The organism is Shewanella sp. SG44-2, assembly GCF_014164215.1.
Lineage (GTDB): Bacteria > Pseudomonadota > Gammaproteobacteria > Enterobacterales > Shewanellaceae > Shewanella > Shewanella frigidimarina.
Genome location: NZ_JACJEU010000005.1, coordinates 62,421 through 83,185 on the forward strand (window position 1 = coordinate 62,421; position 20,765 = coordinate 83,185).

A 20,765-nucleotide genomic window follows, 5' to 3' on the forward strand; every position below is an offset into this window, starting at 1 on the left:
GTGTCAGCTACTGCCGACCTACGCCATTACGCTTGTGGGCGCATCGCTGGGAATAAAATCACGTCGCGAATGGTATGCGTGTTAGTGAATAGCATCACTAAACGGTCGATACCAATACCTTGACCTGCTGTTGGTGGTAAACCGTGCTCTAGTGCTGTGATGTAGTCAGCGTCATAGAACATTGCTTCGTCATCGCCTGCATCTTTCGCATCAACTTGCGCTTTAAAGCGGTTGTCTTGATCTTCAGCATCGTTGAGCTCACTAAAGCCGTTAGCCACTTCGCGGCCACCGATAAAGAACTCAAAACGATCGGTAATGAAGTCATTGTTATCATTACGACGCGCCAAAGGTGAAATATCAGCTGGGTAACCAGTAATGAACGTAGGTTGCATTAACTTAGTTTCAGCAGTTTCACCGAAGATTTCTTCAAGTAATTGACCACAAGTCCAGAATTTCTCTAACTTGATGCCTAGGCTCGATGCTAAGTCGCGCATAAACTCTACGTCTTTAACTTGCTCGTAGGTCATAGCTTGAATAGTCGCATTGTCAGGATTGTATTTCTGAATCGCTTCTAACATGCTTAAACGAGCATAAGCGCCACCAAACTCAACAGTTTCTTCACCATACGGCATGCTAGTACTGCCTAATAATTCTTGAGCAATTGACCCCAGCATTTCTTCGGTTAAGTCCATTAGGTCTTTGTAATCAGCATACGCCATATAGAATTCCATCATGGTGAATTCTGGGTTATGACGTGGTGACAAACCTTCGTTACGGAAGTTACGGTTAATTTCGAATACACGTTCAAAACCACCAACCACTAGACGCTTAAGGTACAGCTCTGGCGCGATACGTAAGTACATAGCCATGTCTAATGCATTGTGATGCGTTACAAATGGACGTGCTGAAGCACCACCAGGAATAACGTGCATCATTGGTGTTTCAACTTCCATGAACTCTTTTTTGACCATAAAGTTACGGATTGCGGCAACCACTTTAGAGCGCATAATAAAGGCATTGCGCGAATCTTCGTTAACGATCAAATCAACGTAACGCTGACGATAACGCGTTTCTTGGTCGGTTAGACCATGGAATTTTTCAGGTAACGGACGCAATGCTTTGGTCAGTAACTGATATTCTTCCATATTAACGTATAAGTCGCCCTTGCCAGATAAATGCAGCTGACCTTTAACACCAATGATGTCACCGATGTCTAAACCTTGATAACGCTCTTTTAAATCGCCTTGTACTGGCTTACCAGCATAAGCTTGAATACGACCAGACACGTCTTGAATCACTAAAAATGGACCACGCTTTGCCATAACACGGCCAGCAATACTGGTTTGAAAAGCTAACTCTTCTAGCGCTTCTTTAGTTTGCTCGCCATATTGTGCCTGTAATTCAGCCGCTTTATGACTACGCTGCCATGTATTTGGATGAGCATTCGCAGGACAGTTGGTGCGGATATGTTCTAATTTAGCGCGACGTTCAGCAATCAGTTTGTTTTCATCTTGTACGTGTTCAGTCATATTATATTCTCGCGTTTACTCGCCACACTTACATGGCGGAAAAGTTAATTTAATTAAAGTCCTGATTTTAGGCTGGCTTCAATAAACTTATCTAAATCACCATCCAGCACAGTTTGAGTGTTGCGGTTCTCAACCCCTGTACGTAAATCTTTGATACGGGCGTCATCTAATACGTATGAACGAATTTGACTGCCCCAGCCGATATCTGATTTTGCATCTTCAGCAGCTTGTTTATCGGCATTTTGTTTATGCATTTCTAACTCGTACAACTTCGCCTTTAATTGCTTAAAAGCAGAGTCACGGTTTTTATGTTGTGAGCGATCGTTTTGACATTGCACCACAGTGTTTGTTGGTAAATGTGTAATACGTATCGCAGAATCGGTTTTGTTTACGTGCTGACCACCCGCACCCGAAGCACGATAAGTGTCGATACGTAAATCTGATGGATTGATATCGATTTCAATATCATCATCAATTTCAGGGTAAACGAAAACAGAACAGAAAGAAGTATGACGTTTACCTGATGAATCAAATGGCGATTTACGTACTAAACGGTGCACACCGGTTTCAGTTCGCATCCAACCAAAAGCATACTCACCAGTGAACTTAATCGTAGCACCTTTAATACCAGCCACATCGCCGTCGGTGACTTCCATTAACTCTGGGCTATAACCATGCGCGTCACCCCAACGTAAATACATGCGCAGAACCATGTTGGCCCAGTCTTGTGCTTCGGTGCCGCCTGAACCAGATTGAATATCAAGATAACAGTTTGAAGCATCACTCTTGCCAGAAAACATGCGACGGAATTCGAGATCTGCCAGACGGGTGTCTAACTCCTCAAGTTCTGCGGCAGCATCATTAAAGGTTTCTTCGTCATCTTCTTCAATGGCAAGCTCAAGTAACCCTTGGATGTCTTCTAGACCCGTGTCCATATCATCAATGGTTTTAACCACAACCACTAACGCAGCACGCTCTTTACCTAATGCTTGAGCACGTTCAGGCTCATTCCACACTTCAGGGCTTTCAAGCTCGCGACTGACTTCTTCTAAACGCTCACTTTTAGCAGCGTAGTCAAAGATACCCCCGAAGTAACTCAGTACGTTCGGCTAGCTCTTTAATTTTGAATTTTACTGGATTAACTTCAAACATGAATATTCAACTTAAATTTAGCGGTTAACAAAAGGTGCAACGGCGCATTTTACCCCATGATAGGCACTAAACCTAGACCAGAAGGGCGATTATTAATAAACAAATGACGAATATATTTCATCAAATCAACATCGAGAAAAACGCTTAACCGCGAATGGATAAATGAAATGAACAGCTTATTACTATTTAACCAGAACTCGGGATAGCAAATGCCTCTCAAACAGCCCTTTGCCTTGCTCACTGCGTTATTCTTTACACAAGAAGACTTACAATAGGCCTGCTATTGACACGCCCATTCGCTTTGTTAGCAAAACATATGACAGGCTTGATAGCGGTTGATAACTAAAGCCTTGATATTTATGGTTATATTAACACCCCACTCCAAGTTAAGAATATTTAAATTCAAGATCTGACTCTGGGTTAGATTAAAAAAGCGACTAAAAAAAATGAACCACTTCGGGTTCATTTTTAATTGCCTACCAAGTCAACATTATATTTTAAATTGACCCACTAACTCCGCTAACGTCTGACCATCATCCGCAACGGTTTTACTCATACCGGACGCATCTTGACTGGCCACCAATAACGTATTAACAATCTCTTGCACTGAATTGATATTACGATTAATTTCTTCGGTCACAGAACTTTGTTCCGTTGCAGCGGTGGCTATTTGAGTACTCATGTCATTAATGCTGGTCACTGACGATGTTACTGCGCCTAAACTTTCAGAAATCGCTCTAGAAGACTCCACCGAACTCAAACAACTCACTTGGCTTTCTTCCATAGTTTGTACCGTTTGGGTCACTAGCTTATGCAGTTCAGACAGCATTTCATTAATTTCAACCGTGCTGGCTTGGGTTCGACTGGCCAAGTTTCTCACTTCATCAGCAACAACCGCAAAACCTCGACCTTGCTCGCCGGCTCGCGCGGCTTCAATTGCCGCATTTAATGCCAGTAAATTGGTTTGATCAGCAATCCCACCAATCACACTTAGCACCGAGTTAATTTTCTTAGATTGTTCACTTAATGACTTCACATTGGCCGCAGCATTGTCAATTTGACTCATTAAATTAGACACTTCCGTTAATGAGGTATCGACACAATCTTGCGCTTTCGTAACATTATCAGAGGCAGCATGTGTGGCTTCCGCTACCATATTAGTATTATGGGCCACGTCATGTGCTGTCGCCGACATTTCTGTGATTGCGGTGACAATTTGGTCAATTTCATTATTGTGATTATAGAGTTGTTCTGTCATTGACACTGTTTGACCATTAATACTCTGAGCTGCTTGCTTAACCCTGTCGGTCGCACCAGCAACATCACCCATAATATGCTGTAATTTGTCGATGAACAGATTAAATGCGCTGCCTAACTGCCCAATTTCATCGATGCTAGTGATATCTAAACGTTTGGTTAAATCACCTTCACCTTTAGCGATGTCATTAAGCGATGTAGCCATATTTTGAATTGGCACCACCATTTTATGGGCCATCAGCACCACGCCAAAAGCAGTAATACCAGTAAGACCTAAAGCAATTAATAGGAACATGAATGCTTTTTGATGCATCTCTTCTGTTTTATAAGTTTCATAACCAACAATAGACTCTTCAATATCATCAATATAAGCGCCCGAGCCTAACATCCAATTGGTATTGGGGATCATTACTGCGAAGCCGAGTTTTTCAACAAGCTGCTCGCTACCCGGTTTTTTATAATAATAAGAAAAATTACCAGTACCCGATTTAGCCGCATCTAATAGCCCAACAATAATTTTGGTTCCATTAGGGTCGGCCATATCAATTTTGTTTTGGCCTTCAAGTTCAGGCATAGTCGGATGAAAAATATTGACGCCGGCATCATCATACATAAAGAAATAGCCTGCACTGCCAAAGCGTAAATCTCGTAAGGCTCCATTGACATTACCATTGCTCCCCAAAGCAAGTTGATACTCAACGACTCCTTGTGCAATCTGAACAGCTTCTTTTAGTTGGTTTTTACGCTCTGAAATTAATTCACTGCGAAAGTTATCAATATCCTTGGTTAAAGACGATTCTTCATTAACATAAAAAATACTCAGTAGTACAATGAGGATCAACGATAGTGGAATTAACGATAACCCCAGTAGTTTATTGCGTAGGGAAGATCTCAGCATAGTGGCAAGCCTTTTTAGGGTAATGGTCTATTTAATATAATAGTCTATTTATTATAGATGTTTACACTAACTAACGAACAATTACAGCCCAATAAAGTGAAACATGTCGCAAAAATATACAATACAACAGCTTTTTACAACATCGACAATCCACTGCCCATTGCAGCAAATCCTATTACCAACCATACAAGACCAGGCTTAAAGACCTTTAATAGACTAAAACCAATAATCACTAACGCCATGTCCAGTGGCATGATTACCGCACTAGTAAACACCGGCTGATAAAGTGCTGAAAGCAATAAACCAACAACGGCAGCATTTACCCCAGCGAGAGCGCCAGCAATGGCTGGGTGTTGGCTTATAGAATGCCAACTTTTTAAGCCCACCAGCATCAATAAAAAACCAGGAAGGAAAATAGCTAACGTTGCGACCAACGCGCCCAGAATAGGAGACTCTAACCATAAATCTGCCCCTAAAAAGGTCGCTAAAGTAAACATAGGGCCAGGAATGGCTTGCGCAAGTGCATAGCCAGTTAAAAATCGATCTGGGGTAATGTATTCACCGACGCTGGTTTCAAGCAAAGGCAATACCACATGTCCACCGCCAAACACTAAACTGCCCACTTGGAAGAATTGCGCAAAAATCTGTCCAAGACTATCAGGTTGATTGATCAAATATATAGAAGCAGCTATACCAATAATAAATAATGCTAACCAAGCATAATTAAGCTCGATTGCAGGTGTATCTGGCGTAATACTGTCACCTCGAGTCATTAACATGACGCCAATAATAGCAGCCACAACTAGTACGCCAATTTGCATTAATAATGAAGGCATTAATATGATAGCAACTGCGGTGGCAGCCATTACTATTTTAGCGGTTTTTCGTTGACAGAATTGATTAAACATTGACAAGGTGGCATCAGCTACAACCACTACTGCTAGTAATTTTAGGCCATGAATAGCACCCTCTACGGCCGTTATCTCCAGCCATTGTGCACTGGTCACAGCAAATAAAAACATCAGTAAAAAAGACGGTAAAGTAAAACCTAAAAAGGCGGCTAATCCGCCCAGTAAACCACCTCGATGATAACCAATTGCAAACCCTATCTGGCTTGAGCCTGGCCCTGGAATAAACTGACTCAGAGCAACAAAACTTGAATATTGTTTACCATCTAGCCATTGTAAGTCGTCAACAAATGCTTTTCTAAAATAGCCGATGTGAGCCGCAGGGCCACCGAAACTGATTAACCCTAACGCTAAAAAGCGACTGAAAATTTGCCACATCGTCCTAGTACCTTTTTTATGTGAATAAACAATGTTATGACATTAAGATGACATTTTTATGATGACAATATACACCACTATCTAACTGCTACCTTTGCTCGATATAGCCCATAACTTAGCGACACCAAACGAGTACTTAATTACGATTTTTAAAATACCTTAATTGATAGCAAAGACTATTACAGCTGTTCTAGCATAACCAATACTTCAAAATGATCAGTATGAGGAAACATATCAAACATTTGAACTTTGGTGATTTGATAACCCGTAATGTACTCTAAATCGCTCATTAAGGTGTGTGGATTACAACTAGAATACACGATTGCTTTAGGTGCAAACTCACTCAGTGAGTCGCATAATGATTTTCCTAATCCGCGCCGAGGTGGATTTACAATAATAAGATCTGGTTTATCTTGAGCAGATTGTCCTTTGGCAAAATGAGTTGAATCAAGTGCGCTAAAATCCACTTGGGTAAACCCTAGTTTAGTTGCTGACAAGATGGCACATTCTATTGCTTCAGATTCGATCTCAATCCCAGTTAAACGGATATTGCTGTCAGCACAATGCAGCCCAAATCCACCGACGCCACAAAATAGATCCCAAATATAGTTCGGTTTGAATTCAGTAACCCACTCCCTCGCTATTTGATACAACTGGGCGGCGACTTCAGGATTCGTTTGAAAAAAGCTTTTTGGCCGTATAAACAACGGTACATTATTAAGTTGTTCTTCTAATCGTGTCGTTTCCGTTAAAAATATTTCCCTTTCGCCTTCAAGAATCGCCATGTGGATTGGCTGAATATTGGCCGAGACTAAGGTAATTTCGGGAAACTCTTGTAATAATTGAGGTAATTCTCGTTCAATTCTCACGATGGCTTGATCACTGCGTAATACAAAACGCAGCATAAACTGGCCACTACTTTGGCTGCGAGTCAGTAAAATAAATTTTAGCTCGCCTTTGCTTTTATCGACCCGATAAGGCGGTATACCAGCTTGCTGCACAAATCGTTCTAAACGGTGTAACAATAATTGCATATCTTTAGGGTATAACGAACAGTCGCATAGACTGACCGGCTCCCCTTTAGGATTAACCAAACCTAAAATAGGTTTGTGAGCGGCACCTAAAACGACCATTTTGGCTTTATTACGAAAACCTGATTCTGCGCTTAATATCGGCGCTAGCCATTGCTTAACTGAAATGCCACGAAACAAATCGATTAACTGTTGTTGCTTTACACTCACTTGCTCAACCATAGGTAGTTGAATATTGCGGCATGACAAACAATCGCCACGCTCAAAATAATCACATTTCACAGCTGCTCGCCTCTCCGGAATTTAACATGGTAAATGCTTGATCACACAGTTGCTTTAATTGTTGTAAGTCTTCAATAGTGCCACCCACTTTACAACGCATCTGTTCAGGAATACTCAACGCTTGCTGATGTAATTGTTGGCCTTGCTCAGTAACATGTAACACTCGCACGCGTTCATCTAATTCACTACGGCCACGGCTCACTAAGCCTTTGCTTTCTAGACGCTTTAGCAAGGGTGTTAATGTTCCAGAATCAAGATGTAATTTCTCACCTAAGGTTTTAACACTGATCCCCGGCTCTTTCCAAAGTACCATCATCACTAGATACTGCGGATAAGTTAGCGATAACTCATCCAATAATGGTCGATATGCACGGATCATCGCATTAGTCGCACTATACAATGAAAAACACACTTGGTTTTCAAGTGCTAGCGGATTTTGCGCTGAAGGTAATTGAGACTCAGTAAGCACTTTACTAGACATAGGCTTCACTCCACTAACCAATAATATGAGCTAATTATAACATTGGTTGTGCGCAACCTATAATCAAAAAATTCCAACGAATGCTTTTTAACAAAAATGAGTCAAGCATTTTGATTTTCAGCCGATATATTATTACCATCCGACTTTATATTAAGGTTAACCATGTCAATTAGTATTAATTCACCGTCTTCAATGCCAACAACAATTGATTCTGGCAGCAGCTTAAAAGTGGCCGTAATGGCTAAAGAACAGCAAAAAGTTGAAGGTCAAATGGCATTACAACTCATTGAAGCGGCTCAGCCACCTGCACCGCAGCCCGTTGGCAACAGTGGTCATAATGTTAATACCACGGCATAAATGGTTAAAGCCCTAGAAAATCTGTTCCTAGGGCTAATGACGCCATCACAACGCTAAAGACCTTTGCATCGTTCGAGAGCAACTGAGCTTGAACATCATATTAATATCGAAGCCATTTCAAGGCGTCATCTTCATCTTCGAAATATTTTATCTCACCCGCAATAAACCAACTACCAATTTTGGCCGCCCATTCTTGCCAATCTTTATTGCCCAAAATGGCCACTCTTTCAAACTCAGATTTGTGCTTTAATCCCAGCTTTAAATCATCCCAAGCGGCGCGTAAGTCCCAGCCGTCAAGCTCGGTAGCATCAAGAAATAAACTCACTTTAGGCTGATCAACTTGGCTTAATGCCCCCTCTAGCATAGGGGTAATGACGAGATAGTCTTCGTGGGTTAATGTACCAATGGCTTTTAATGTCACAAAAAACACACTTTCAATTCGGTTTATGCCTATCGATAAACCATGTTTCTTCATATCCATATCGTGACTCCTTTACTATCCGTTTACTATGCGATTACACATTTACATGCACGCGCCTATCCATAAAGCTATGCATGCTTACATTTTAACCAATCATAAAATGAAGTGTGTGCCGGACTGCACAAAAAAGCAATGGCAACAACCTAGGGCAACCCACAGGCAGTATCTGCATCAAAAACTTGGTTATCGGTATGGAACCTCCTTTTACCACAGCAATGTAGCGACCCCAAGTAGCGCAAACAACACAGCACAACCGCGATGAATCAGTTTCATGGGCAATTTGTTAGCACTAAAATGCCCAGCCAGCACAACGGGGACATTAGCAATTAACATTCCCAATGTCGTGCCGATGACAACCCATGTCAGTGCTTGGTATTTTGCCGCTAAGACCACCGTCGCAATTTGAGTTTTATCCCCTATTTCAGCAATAAAAAACAAAATAAACGTTGCAGAAAAAGCACCGAGTTTATAGAAGCGATTATCATCATCATCCATTTTATCGGGTATAAGGACCCATAGTGCAATAGCAAAAAATGACCCGGCCACCAAATAGGTCGTCCATTGTGGATCAATCCACGCAATTGCCCATTGACCTAACCATGCGGCAAGAAAATGATTTAATAATGTGGCAAGCAAAATGCCTGAGATAATAGCGGTTTTATTGCTAAATCTCACCGCGAGCAGTAAAGCTAATAATTGAGTTTTGTCGCCTATTTCAGCGATGGCAACTGTGAGAGTTGAGGCGAATAAAGCTTCCAATGTGATATTCCTAGGGGTAAATGACAACTAAGCACAAGCCACCGCATACCCCTTGATGCAGTTACTGTGCTTAGGTCTCGCTTGGTAAATCACTGATATACAGTGTGTTACTGTCTGCACCATGGCATGAGGCCAATTATGTTGATACAGACATCTTGTGTGCCATAACAGCAAAACAAGATTAGCTACTCCCCTAAAACAAGTCGCATTATAACGATTAAATAATTTTATTCAACGCACTCATTTTACATTGTAAATTTGGCATAAAAACACCTAAGCCTTAACAGTAACGCCGTAATGCTACACTATTGCAAAAATCACGTGTAAAAAAGTTTGGTCGATTGTTGTGTAATTGTTTATAAACATAGCTGTTAGCCTTTAACAGTCAAAGATCCTTGCCTGCTCTGTCACCCTTCTGCTAATGTCCGACACAAATAAAATAATAATTAAACAGGACGTTTTCTGTGAATTTTAAAACTTTAGGTTCTATTTCGATTGTCGCGGGAACGGCAATTGGCGGAGGCATGCTAGCGCTACCATTAGCAACAGCAGCTTTGGGGATGATCCCCGCATTAATCTTATTAGTGGTTATTTGGGGTTTATCGGCTTACACCTCGTTACTGATGTTAGAAATTAATCTTCACAGTGGTGTCGGCGATAACGTCCATGCCATTACTGGTAAAACACTGGGCAAAGTCGGCCAACTCATTCAAGGAGGCTCATTCCTTAGCTTATTATTCGCCTTAACCATGGTGTATCTAATGGGAGGGTCATCGCTATTAGAAACCCGTTTACAACCCATCGGCATTAACATGAGCAACCAAGTCGCCGTCATACTTTTTACGGTTATTTTTGGTGGCTTGATTGCCATTGGTGTTAAATGGATTGATAAAGTATCACGTATTTTATTTACTTCTATGGTGGTGCTGCTTGTCATTGTGGTGGCATTTCTATTACCAGACGTTAATTTAATCAGTGCATTAAACAATTACTCAACCGATGTGGCATCGGGCACCGCTTTACAACAATTATGGTTAGCAGCTATCCCGGTAGTATTCACTTCATTTGGTTTCCACGTGTGTATTGCCACCATTGTGCGCTACTTAGAGGGTGATGCTGCATCACTTAGAAAAGTGTTATTAATAGGCTCGACCATTCCACTGGTTTGTTACATCCTGTGGTTGCTCGTAACGCTAGGTTCTTTAGGTGGCGAAACAGTTCACAGCTTTGGTGGTTCACTGCCTAAACTGGTTGCTGCTTTACAAGGTTTAGCCCAGTCACACATTATCAGCCAAGCAATTGATCTATTTGCCAACCTTGCATTGGTGACCTCATTTTTGGGTGTCACCATGAGCCTATTTGATTATGTCGCCGAACTGACCCGAGCTAAAGATGACGCTGTTGGTCGTGCTAAAACATGGTTAATAACATTTATACCACCACTGTTATGTGCGCTTTACTACCCAGACGGATTTTTCAAAGTGCTAGGTTTTGCTGCCATTCCATTGGTGGTGATGATTATCTATTTACCCATTGCGATGGCATTAAAGCAACGCTCACAGCAATTAGGCGGTTATCAAGTTTCTGGCGGCACATTAGGGCTGATCGCCGCAGGATTGCTCGGCACATTAATTGTTGTGGCGCAGTTGATGGTAGCATTAGCCTAAATCGGACGACTGATAAAATGGATTTGTAAGCGAGTTTTTCAAACGCTGTTAAGATAGTAAAACTTTTGTTAAAGTCAGGCTTAGCCTGACTTTTTTGTTTTTATGGTCCGACGTTTTTATAGTCCGCCAACATTGACCTAGATGATTAAACAAGAAATCGACACGACTGACGGCAATATTGATTACCCGTGAACACCCCAAATGGAATTATTATAATGAAAAAATGGTTATTAACTGTCGCAATGGCAGCCAGCTTTGGCGCTGCGGCAGATGAAGGCATGTGGCAACCACATCAACTTCCCGCAATGGCTGATGAACTTAAAGCAAAAGGCTTAGAAATAAGCGCTGATTCAATTTCAAAATTAACTGAATTCCCAATGAATGCCGTTATCAGCCTGGGTGGTTGTACCGCATCATTTGTGTCACCAAAAGGTTTGGTAGTTACCAACCATCACTGTGCCTATGGCTCAATTCAGTACAACTCCACCCCAGAAAAAAACCTCCTTAAAGACGGCTTTTTAGCTAAAACTTACGCCGAAGAATTACCGGCGACACCTGGTTCACGTATTTTTGTAACTGAAGCAGTAACCGATGTTACCGATAAAGTTAAAGCAAACCAGATGGATAAAGTGGGCAATGAGTTTTATAAAGGTATAGAACTACAAGAAAAAACCTTAGTTGCTGAATGTGAAAAAGAGGATGGTTACCGTTGCCAAGTGTATAGTTTCCATGGCGGCCTAGAATATTATCTTGTTAAGCAGTTAGAAATTCGTGATGTGCGTTTAGCCTATAACCCAGCCGCTAGTGTGGGCAAATACGGCGGTGATATCGATAACTGGATGTGGCCTCGTCATACCGGTGACTTCTCATTTTATCGTGCTTACGTATCTAAAGACGGCAAGCCTGCCGATTTTAGCAAAGACAATGTACCGTACGAGCCAAAAAGCTTTTTAAAAGTATCAGCTAAAGGCGTTAGCGATGGCGACTTTGTCATGGTTGCTGGTTATCCTGGCCGTACCAACCGATACCGCACTGCCGATGAAGTGAACAATCAGTTTAATTGGGCTTATCCAGAAGGCAAAGTCCTGCAAGAGCGCATGATTAGCATCATCAAAGAAACCGCCTCAGAAGGCAGCGACGAGCGGATTAAATACGAAAGCTTGATTGCCGGTTTAGCCAATTATGCCAAAAACTTTACCTCGATGATTGAGTATTATGGAAAATCAACCATGCTCGCTGATCGTGAGAAAATAGAGAGCGATTTAGCCAACTGGATCGGCAAAGATAAAAAGCGCCAACAGCAGTATGGCGAAACACTATCAAGCTTAGAAAAGTTAGTGGCTAAGAGTCAGCAAAATCAGCAACGTGACATTTTATTAGGTTACATCGGTTACACCACTATGGTCACTACCGCTCGTGATTTGTATCGCTTAGCTAATGAGAAAACCTTAGCTGATATGGCACGAGAACCAGGCTACCAAGAACGTGACATGACCAACTTCACTTCAAGCATGGAACGTATTGATCGCCGTTATGCCGCCAGTGTCGATAAAGCCCTGCTAGCCGATTTACTGACACGTTATGCTGCATTACCTGCAGAGCAGCATTTAGCCGCTTTAGATAAAGCATTTGGTATTAGCAGCAAGTTCGATGCTAAAGCATTAGCTAAAACACTCGATAAAATGTACGCCAACACCAAGCTAAATAACAAAGAAACTCGCTTAGCATGGATGAACAAATCGGTTGCCGACTTTAAAGCATCTAACGACCCATTCATTCAATTTGCAGTACAGACCTTTGATGCTGACATGGCGCGCGAGAAAGAGAAAAAGCAATTAGAAGGTGACTTAATGAAAGTACGTCCACAATATATGGACGCTATCATTGCTTACAATCGCGAGTTAGGAAAACCTGTTTATGCTGATGCAAACTCAAGCCTGCGTGTAACGGTAGGTAACGTTAAAGGTTATTCTCCACAGGATGGTTTAGTGGCGGTGCCTTTTACACGTTTAGAAGGCATTTTAGCCAAAGACACTGGTGTTGATCCTTTCGATGCGCCAGCTAAACAACTTGAGCTGATTAAACAAAAGCAATACGGCGATTACTACGTCAAAGCGGTTGACTCTGTACCGGTTAACTTCTTATCTACCCTAGACACAACGGGTGGTAACTCAGGCTCACCAACCTTAAACGGCCGAGCTGAACTAGTGGGTTTACTGTTTGATGGTGTGTACGAAAGTATCATTGGTGACTGGGGATACGACGCACAAAGTAACCGTTCTATCCAAGTAGACAGCCGCTACATGCTATGGGTAATGCAGTATTTAGATAATGCTGACAACTTATTAGCTGAAATGGAAATCGTTAGATAACGCTCAGTTTACTGCACGTTTAAGACTCAATAACTCTGCGGCCGTTAATGGCCGCATTGTTTTTTCTGCAAGCTCATCAATACGTATATCGAGTAATTGAGTTCGCATTAAATCAATCACTTTGTAACCTAACGTTTGACACATACGGCGTATTTGTCGATTTAATCCTTGGGTTAATACAATCTCAAACCTGTCTTCTTCAGCCGTTAAGCTCAATGGCCGAATATCGCATGATCGAGTTTGCACATCACCATAACTAACCCCATTTGCCATCATCGATAAAAAACTGGTACTAATTGGCTTATCAACTTGGACCACGTATGTCTTAGGATGATAATAATCGGGATGCATTAGCGCTTGCGTTAATTGACCGTCATTAGTGAGTAGTAGCAAACCACGAGAATCTTTATCCAAACGCCCTGCAGGATACAACCTTGGTAACTCAGGTAATACATGCAGTAAGCTGTGGGGATCATCAACTAATAAACGGCAATCAATTCCAACAGGCTTATGATATAGCCAATACTGTTTATCTTGCACAGCAAGGATCGGTTTATCATCTACTAGAATTGTCTCAATTTCACAAAAGTTAACTCGGTCAGTGTGTTTAGCTAATTGATGATTAATACTCACTCGACCAGTGTCGATAAGTCGTGCAGCTTGGCGTCTTGACGCCACACCACATACAGCCAAATAATGACTTAATCGCATTGATGTCATAGATAATACTCAAGCAGGAATAAATAGACGTTAACGGGTTTCGAGAAATTGATACACGTTATGTTGTTGAGTTTTAATGGTTGACAGCAGGCTTAACCCAAGACAGATACACCATAGAATATTCGCTTGCGTTAATGTCCACATGGCTGAGGACACGATACAATACTGAGGTAAATCGGCCGAACACTCAGCAAAATCCAACTGGCTCCAATCGAACAGCGTCAATAATAATAACCCACTGCATATTGAAATAATGCTCAAACTAAGCATTCGCTTGGTCATCGTGCTGCCAGGTTTAAAGTAATCAAGTAGGCAAATACAATGCAAAAAAATGGTACTGAATAAATAAAGCGTCGACGCTTTACGGTGTAAGTCTAAAAAGTTAATCGGAAACACACCCATTAGCACAATACTAACACCAACTACACCACCAATAATGGCAATGTAACGGCTCAGTAAATCAGGAAAGGTATTAAACACCGCCACCATGGCGAGTAAGAAGCATGAGCCACCCGCTAATAGTGATAAATTAAACACGATTGCAAACGACGAATGCATATAATTACCAAGCGTATCAGGGCGGATCATCAACATGTCTAAGCTTATACCATCGGCTTGTACTATCAACGCACTTCCTACGCCAAAAGAGCAGATTGCAGCCGCTGCCAATGACATAAATACAATCACTAGGTGTAAATCATAATTACGGACTCTATCTGTCACTGATCGATACTTATGTCAAAAATGGAATGAGAATGTTAACGCGGAAAGCAAAAAAGTAAAAGCCGATAATCACATAACCCAAAAACTAAACCTAAGCCCTAACTTAAACCAAAATTTAAACCAAAAATAAAAATGCCCAATCATGGCTGACTAGGCATTATTTGCTATAGCGGACTAAATAGTCACTTTAAACTTAATCTCGTTAAACCAAGCGACAGTGTGATTTACCCTGTAACCAATTTAAGTACGTTTACGAAATATCACAATAATCACCGCAATAACGGCCAAAATCATACAGTACCAAGCATTAGACACTGCGGTTAATGGACTAATGGTAAACACCGAGGCAATTAATAATGCTTGGGCGCCATGCGGAATTAATCCCTGAATAATACATGCGAAGATATCTAAAATACTGGCAGCTCGTTTTGGCGATACGCCATGTTTTTCAGCAAGCTCTTTCGCAATGTCACCTGTGACCACTATTGATACTGTATTGTTAGCAACACAGGTATTCGTCGCGGCAACAATCGCTGCCATGCCTAACTCTGCTGCACGACTTGATGCTTCGCCATTAGCTTTTGAAAAACGGCTGATCAAGCCCTCAATTTGTTTACTGACAAAGGTTAATCCACCTTGCTGCTGCATTAACGCCGCTAAACCACCGACTAACATCGACAGAATAAAAATTTCCTGCATATTGGTAAAACCAGTATAAATATCATTACCAAATTGAATAACGCTATATTCTGAAGTCAGTACGCCTGTCATGCCTGCAAGTACAATCCCTAGCGACAACACCACAAAAACGTTTAAACCCACCACAGCTAATACCAGAATGGTTAAATACGGTAATACTTTTAAGATTTCAATGTCCTGAGCAGCAATATCCGCTTGCCCTTGACCGACAATCGAAAAAGCAATCAAGGTGAGGAGCGACGCTGGAATTGCAAACACTAAGTTTTCACGGAACTTGTCTTTCATTTCACAACCTTGAGTACGTGTTGCCGCAATCGTGGTATCTGAAATAATCGATAAATTGTCTCCAAATAATGCACCAGACATCACCGCACCCGCCATTAAGGCATAATCAATTTGTGCTTGGTCTGCAACACCTAATGCCACTGGTGCTACTGCTGCTATGGTGCCCATAGATGTGCCCATTGAAGTCGCTATAAAAGCAGCAATAACAAAGAAACCAGGCAATAGTAAATTTGATGGAATAAACGACAGACCAAGTGCAACGGTAGCATCAACGCCACCAGTGGCTTTAGCCACTGCAGCAAATGCGCCTGCCAATAAATAAATTAAACACATAGCAATAATATTGCTGTGGCCAATACCTTCAATAAAGGTTTCTATCGCACTGTTGATTTTCTGTTTCGATAACAGCACCGCCAACACAATGGCAGGTAAAATCGCAATCACACTGGGTAATTGATAGAACGCATAATCAACGCCCTGGCTTTGAAAATATAAGCCTGCGCCTATAAATAATCCTAAAAATAAAAATAATGGCAATAACGCCACAAACGATGCCGGGCTGTTTCCTGCCGTGGTAACTGATGAAGTAGCTTTGGTCAAAATGATCTCTCTTTATCTTAACGAATAGGGATTGTTGGATGAGAAAAGCGAGTACGACACAATCTCGGTCATCGGTGATTATTTAACAACACGTTCAACGGTGCTAAATATTGCAGTCACATCATAACAAGTTGTGCCAAGAATAAGAGAACTCTTCACCACTGTCAATCTAGACGTCTAGACTTCTTTGCTTCCGGAGTGTTTTTTATTCTAAAACCTGAAAACTGCTACAAATAATTTACATAACCATAATCAATTTATCTATTTAACTCTCTTTATTCACTAAAAAATTGATGTAAGTTAATCATAACCTAATGCCAATTTGTTACGCTGACAAGGATTCTCTAACTTATATAGAGGTGAGGCTATGGAACGTAAACCAGACAGAGTGAGCGCGATGAAGCAGCTCCTTGATCAAGTCAAAACCTCTTTGCCGCTTGATCAACCCGGTATATTTAGTTGTGGCCCAACCAACAACTGTGTGGGCTGCCCTAAAAAGTTGCTCGACCTTGTTGATGCAGAAATGAACTATTGGGACGCAGCCATTGCTCAAGGCGTTATACCTTCGTTTGGCGATATTAGTCGCTTTGGAAAACTGTGTAGAAATGTCAGTCGTGGTTTACAACGCAATGATATCCAGGGCCATCATTAACTAACCTAAACTAGAGATAACAAAAAGCCCACGAGCAAGTGGGCTTAATGCAAGTACTTCAGGCTTATTCTTCAGCATCACCCAGTGACAATAATGTCGCATTACCACCAATCGCGGTAATGTTATTAGTACGCGTTTTTTCGGTCACAAAACGAGTTAAATAATGCGGGCCACCCGCTTTAGGACCCGTGCCCGATAAACCTTGACCACCAAATGGTTGCACGCCAACAACGGCGCCAATTTGGTTACGGTTAATGTACACGTTACCTACGTTTACTTTGTCAGCAAGCGACAAAGCATGGCCTTCATTACGGCTGTGAATACCTAAGGTTAACCCAAAACCTGTGCTGTTGATTTCATCAACCACTTTTGCCAAATCAGCCGCTTTATAACGAATAACATGCAAAATAGGACCAAAATGTTCTTTTTCGAGTAACTTAATAGAACTAATTTCAACGGCTGTAGGCGCTACAAAATGGCCGTTTTCAGTACCCGCTGGTAACTCAAGTTTATTAATTAACTTGCCGACCTGGCTGATATGATCAATGTGGGCATTCAAGTTTGCTTTGGCAGTGGCATCAATCACTGGTCCCACGTCAGTTTTAACTGAACTTGGGTTGCCAATCACTAATTGCTCCATGGCGCCTTTCATCACTTCAATCACGCGATCTGCAATATCTTCTTGTAAAAATAAGACTCGCAATGCCGAACAACGCTGACCAGCACTGGTGAACGATGAAGAAACTACGTCATTAACAACTTGCTCTGGTTGTGATGTTGAGTCCACAACCATGGCATTTTGACCACCGGTTTCAGCAATTAATGGAATAATTGCGCCATCACGGTTTGCCAAAGTGCGGTTAATCAATTTAGCGGTGCCAGTAGAGCCGGTAAAACACACACCGCCAATACGTTCATCTGCAGTGATTGCAGAACCAACAACAGCGCCAGTACCTGGTAAAAACTGTAATACATCGGTAGGAATACCGGCTTCATGCGCAAGTTGTACTGCACGATAACCGATTAAACAGGTTTGCTCCGCAGGCTTGGCAATAACAGTATTCCCCGCGGCAAGTGCTGCAGATACTTGGCCTAAGAAGATCGCCAACGGGAAGTTCCAGGGACTAATACACACAAAAATTCCGCGGCCTTGTAAAAACAGTTCGTTCAACTCGCCTGTCGGGCCAGGAAGTAATTCAGGCTGAGCCATCATCTTCTTAGCTTGTACCGCGTAGTAACGACAAAAATCGACTGCTTCACGAACTTCATCAATGCCGTCTTGAATACTCTTACCCGCTTCACGGGTACATAATACAATCAGCTCTTCACGATTTTCTTCCAATAAATCAGCTAATTTCTGTAGTGCATTCGCTCGAGTTTCAACAGGCGTACGAACCCAACTACCAAAAGCAGCATCTGCACCAGCAATGGCTTGCTCAATTGCATTTGCATCTGCAAAAGCCACGGTACCGACGGTTAGCGAAGTATCATATGGGCTAACAACAGTTTGGACTTCACCCGTTAAGGTTTGGCCGTTTACCAATGGACCCGCAGTCCATTGAGTATCACTATATTTATCCAGTGCAGCAAAAAATGGCTCTGACTCAGAAATAATGTTCATGTTTAATCCTTTAGAGTTCTTACGTTCTGCACCGAAAATATCAGCAGGTTTAACAATTTTTTGATTCGCTAACGACTTGTAACCTAATAGCGTCACCAATGGATGAACGACTAAGCTTTCAATCGGCGTATTAGGGTCGACCAGTTTATGCACAAATGAGGTATTGGCACCGTTTTCAAGTAAACGGCGTACTAAATACGGCAGTAAGTCTTTATGGGCGCCAATGGGGGCATAGATACGTACCGCTTTAGCTCCGCTTTCTGCAAGCATGGTGTCGTAAAGCTCTTGCCCCATGCCGTGTAAACGTTGGAACTCATATATACGATCACCTGCCATCGCATCAATGCTGGCAACGGTTTGAGCGTTATGGGTGGCAAATTGTGGGTAAATCGCCCCTCGAGTGGCGTCAGACAGCAAATAACGTGCGCAAGCAAGATATGACACGTCAGTACCGGCTTTACGGGTATACAGTGGGTAACCACCCTCGCCCGCTTGTTGTGCCCATTTAAGCTCACTGTCCCAATAAGCACCTTTAACTAAACGCAGCGGAATTTCATCGCCTTGATCTTTAGCAAGACGCGTCAACCAACACAACACCGGTAAACAACGCTTAGAATAAGCTTGCACCACAATGCCTAATAAGCCCCAGCCTTTAGCGGCTTCTGACTGATAAAGCTGCTTAAATAACTTCAATGACAATTCAACACGGTCAACTTCTTCAGCATCAATAGAAATACCAATGTTAAGTTCACGCGCTTGTACTATCAGCTTAAGAACTGTGTCGTATAATTCACTTAATACACGCTCCTCGTTAGCGACTTCATAACGAGGGTGCAATGCCGACAATTTGATTGATATAGTGGGTCTTGGTGAGTTCGCTTCATCGTATTGCTGTTCGCCTAAATCGCGAATAGCATTGCTGTAATCGTCAAAATACTTTTGCGCATCATTGGCGGTTAATGCTGCCTCACCTAACATGTCATAGCTATGGGTATAACCTAACTTACGTTTAGCTTCACTATTTTTAAGTGCTTCTTTAACGTCCTCACCTAACACAAATTGCTTACCCATGATCTTCATTGCTGCAAGCATGGCTTGGCGGATCATTGGCTCACCAACACGATTAACCAGACGTTTAAGTATATGACTTGGCGAACCGTCAGTATTACGATCTAACTTAACCAGTTTACCGGTCAGCATTAAGCCCCATGTTGAGGCGTTAACCAGTAATGACTCACTCTTATTAAGGTGTTCATCCCACTTGGCACCAGACAGTTTATCTTGGATAAGCGCATCCGCGGTTGCCGCGTCAGGAATACGTAACAAGGCTTCAGCCAAGCACATTAAGATAATGCCTTCTTTTGTTTCTAAGCTGTATTGCTGCAAAAATGCATCAATACCAACCATCAGGCCTTTTTTCTCAAACTGACGAACTTTGCTCACGAGCTCATGGGCGCGACGAGTCACTTGCTCAATGTCTTGTTCAGACGAAGGCACAAGCTTAATTAATTCAGACAGGTATTGCTCTTCATCGACAATGTAATTGTTGGTCACTGCAGTAAACAGTTCCTCAAGAGTGGCATTGTCGTAGCGGCCGTCCAGTACTTCACTCGCTTTGAACATAGTATTCGCTTCCATCTGGGTCAGGTTAAGGATGGTTATTATCGTTGTTGAATGGACATTGTATTCACGAATATTTTATTTTGTATACAATGTACGATCTGGTTTTTCGGCGATTATACATTCAAAATGTGAACTTGGACACTCAAGTTGAAAACTTGCTAATAATTGTTTGATTTTGTTCACTGAAATAGGTCAAAACAATGTGCTAGACAATTAACGCTGCAACAACAAAACACTGTTAACTACCTGTTAAATAACAACTATTACTAAATAAAAAATAAGAATAAATA

16 protein-coding genes are annotated in these 20,765 nt (G+C 41.9%); 4 read left to right on the forward strand and 12 right to left on the reverse strand.

Features of this window, described 5'->3' with window-relative positions:
- Nucleotides 1-26 precede the first annotated feature (26 nt).
- From lysS to H5181_RS05390, 6 genes are all read right to left on the reverse strand, one after another.
- Nucleotides 27-1,529, reverse strand: coding sequence for a lysine--tRNA ligase (gene lysS / locus H5181_RS05365; RefSeq protein WP_011636071.1), 1,503 nt, complete (start codon nucleotides 1,527-1,529; stop codon nucleotides 27-29).
- A 53-nt stretch (nucleotides 1,530-1,582) separates the two neighbouring features.
- Nucleotides 1,583-2,681, reverse strand: a protein-coding gene (gene prfB, locus H5181_RS05370) for a peptide chain release factor 2 (protein ID WP_162022282.1) whose coding sequence is annotated in 2 segments (ribosomal slippage) — nucleotides 1,583-2,605 and nucleotides 2,607-2,681 — 1,098 coding nt in all. Because the reading frame shifts where the segments join, the coding sequence is not laid out codon by codon here.
- A 490-nt stretch (nucleotides 2,682-3,171) separates the two neighbouring features.
- The gene (locus H5181_RS05375) at nucleotides 3,172-4,836 is read right to left on the reverse strand and encodes a methyl-accepting chemotaxis protein (RefSeq protein ID WP_011636069.1); all 1,665 of its coding nucleotides are present in this window, start codon (nucleotides 4,834-4,836) and stop codon (nucleotides 3,172-3,174) included.
- A gap of 134 nt (nucleotides 4,837-4,970) precedes the next feature.
- Nucleotides 4,971-6,122, reverse strand: a complete 1,152-nt coding sequence (gene chrA / locus H5181_RS05380; protein ID WP_011636068.1) for a chromate efflux transporter — start codon at nucleotides 6,120-6,122, stop codon at nucleotides 4,971-4,973.
- Between the two features lie 179 nt (nucleotides 6,123-6,301).
- Entirely contained in the window at nucleotides 6,302-7,435 is a 1,134-nt protein-coding gene (gene rlmC, locus H5181_RS05385) for a 23S rRNA (uracil(747)-C(5))-methyltransferase RlmC (protein WP_011636067.1), read from the reverse strand.
- Nucleotides 7,425-7,916, reverse strand: a complete 492-nt coding sequence (locus H5181_RS05390; protein WP_011636066.1) for a MarR family winged helix-turn-helix transcriptional regulator — start codon at nucleotides 7,914-7,916, stop codon at nucleotides 7,425-7,427. Before H5181_RS05390 ends, rlmC begins: the two co-directional genes overlap by 11 nt.
- A 162-nt stretch (nucleotides 7,917-8,078) precedes the next feature.
- Between H5181_RS05390 and H5181_RS05395 the strand changes: the two genes are divergently transcribed.
- Nucleotides 8,079-8,273: a hypothetical protein gene (locus H5181_RS05395; protein ID WP_011636065.1), complete on the forward strand. Its 195-nt coding sequence runs from the start codon at nucleotides 8,079-8,081 to the stop codon at nucleotides 8,271-8,273.
- A 100-nt stretch (nucleotides 8,274-8,373) separates the two neighbouring features.
- On the opposite strand, the gene H5181_RS05400 is transcribed toward H5181_RS05395, so the two are convergent.
- Entirely contained in the window at nucleotides 8,374-8,754 is a 381-nt protein-coding gene (locus H5181_RS05400) for an STAS/SEC14 domain-containing protein (protein WP_011636064.1), read from the reverse strand.
- Nucleotides 8,755-8,958: 204 nt separating this feature from the next.
- Complete coding sequence (locus H5181_RS05405; RefSeq protein WP_011636063.1) at nucleotides 8,959-9,513, reverse strand: TMEM165/GDT1 family protein; 555 nt, start codon at nucleotides 9,511-9,513, stop codon at nucleotides 8,959-8,961.
- A 464-nt stretch (nucleotides 9,514-9,977) separates the two neighbouring features.
- Here H5181_RS05405 and H5181_RS05410 point away from each other — a divergent pair, with 464 nt between their 5' ends.
- Both H5181_RS05410 and H5181_RS05415 read left to right on the forward strand, forming a co-directional pair.
- Nucleotides 9,978-11,180: an aromatic amino acid transport family protein gene (locus H5181_RS05410; protein ID WP_011636062.1), complete on the forward strand. Its 1,203-nt coding sequence runs from the start codon at nucleotides 9,978-9,980 to the stop codon at nucleotides 11,178-11,180.
- A gap of 215 nt (nucleotides 11,181-11,395) precedes the next feature.
- On the forward strand, nucleotides 11,396-13,552 hold the full coding sequence (locus H5181_RS05415; protein WP_011636061.1) for a S46 family peptidase: 2,157 nt from the start codon (nucleotides 11,396-11,398) through the stop codon (nucleotides 13,550-13,552).
- A 3-nt stretch (nucleotides 13,553-13,555) separates the two neighbouring features.
- Here the strand turns inward: H5181_RS05415 and H5181_RS05420 are convergent, their stop codons facing one another.
- The 3 genes from H5181_RS05420 to H5181_RS05430 form a co-directional block, all read right to left on the reverse strand.
- Complete coding sequence (locus H5181_RS05420) at nucleotides 13,556-14,263, reverse strand: 23S rRNA pseudouridine(2604) synthase RluF (protein ID WP_041412749.1); 708 nt, start codon at nucleotides 14,261-14,263, stop codon at nucleotides 13,556-13,558.
- Nucleotides 14,264-14,302: 39 nt separating this feature from the next.
- Nucleotides 14,303-14,995: a hypothetical protein gene (locus tag H5181_RS05425; protein WP_041412747.1), complete on the reverse strand. Its 693-nt coding sequence runs from the start codon at nucleotides 14,993-14,995 to the stop codon at nucleotides 14,303-14,305.
- Nucleotides 14,996-15,235: 240 nt separating this feature from the next.
- On the reverse strand, nucleotides 15,236-16,579 hold the full coding sequence (locus H5181_RS05430) for a Na+/H+ antiporter NhaC family protein (RefSeq protein WP_011636058.1): 1,344 nt from the start codon (nucleotides 16,577-16,579) through the stop codon (nucleotides 15,236-15,238).
- A 367-nt stretch (nucleotides 16,580-16,946) separates the two neighbouring features.
- On the opposite strand from H5181_RS05430, the gene H5181_RS05435 reads away from it, so the two are divergent.
- On the forward strand, nucleotides 16,947-17,231 hold the full coding sequence (locus H5181_RS05435) for a hypothetical protein (RefSeq protein ID WP_011636057.1): 285 nt from the start codon (nucleotides 16,947-16,949) through the stop codon (nucleotides 17,229-17,231).
- A gap of 64 nt (nucleotides 17,232-17,295) precedes the next feature.
- On the opposite strand, the gene putA is transcribed toward H5181_RS05435, so the two are convergent.
- Nucleotides 17,296-20,490 carry a bifunctional proline dehydrogenase/L-glutamate gamma-semialdehyde dehydrogenase PutA gene (gene putA, locus H5181_RS05440; protein WP_182750454.1) on the reverse strand — a complete coding sequence of 1,065 codons (3,195 nt, stop codon included), beginning with the start codon at nucleotides 20,488-20,490 and terminating at the stop codon, nucleotides 17,296-17,298.
- Between the last annotated feature and the right edge of the window lie 275 nt (nucleotides 20,491-20,765).

Bases quoted from the DNA above. Each gene is read 5' to 3' on its own strand.
- H5181_RS05415 (WP_011636061.1), top strand. From the start codon at position 11,396: ATGAAAAAATGGTTATTAACTGTCGCAATGGCAGCCAGCTTTGGCGCT.
- H5181_RS05420 (WP_041412749.1), bottom strand. From the start codon at position 14,263: ATGCGATTAAGTCATTATTTGGCTGTATGTGGTGTGGCGTCAAGACGC.
- lysS (WP_011636071.1), bottom strand. From the start codon at position 1,529: ATGACTGAACACGTACAAGATGAAAACAAACTGATTGCTGAACGTCGC.
- putA (WP_182750454.1), bottom strand. From the start codon at position 20,490: ATGGAAGCGAATACTATGTTCAAAGCGAGTGAAGTACTGGACGGCCGC.
- H5181_RS05395 (WP_011636065.1), top strand. From the start codon at position 8,079: ATGTCAATTAGTATTAATTCACCGTCTTCAATGCCAACAACAATTGAT.
- H5181_RS05375 (WP_011636069.1), bottom strand. From the start codon at position 4,836: ATGCTGAGATCTTCCCTACGCAATAAACTACTGGGGTTATCGTTAATT.
- H5181_RS05435 (WP_011636057.1), top strand. From the start codon at position 16,947: ATGGAACGTAAACCAGACAGAGTGAGCGCGATGAAGCAGCTCCTTGAT.
- chrA (WP_011636068.1), bottom strand. From the start codon at position 6,122: ATGTGGCAAATTTTCAGTCGCTTTTTAGCGTTAGGGTTAATCAGTTTC.
- H5181_RS05390 (WP_011636066.1), bottom strand. From the start codon at position 7,916: ATGTCTAGTAAAGTGCTTACTGAGTCTCAATTACCTTCAGCGCAAAAT.
- H5181_RS05400 (WP_011636064.1), bottom strand. From the start codon at position 8,754: ATGGATATGAAGAAACATGGTTTATCGATAGGCATAAACCGAATTGAA.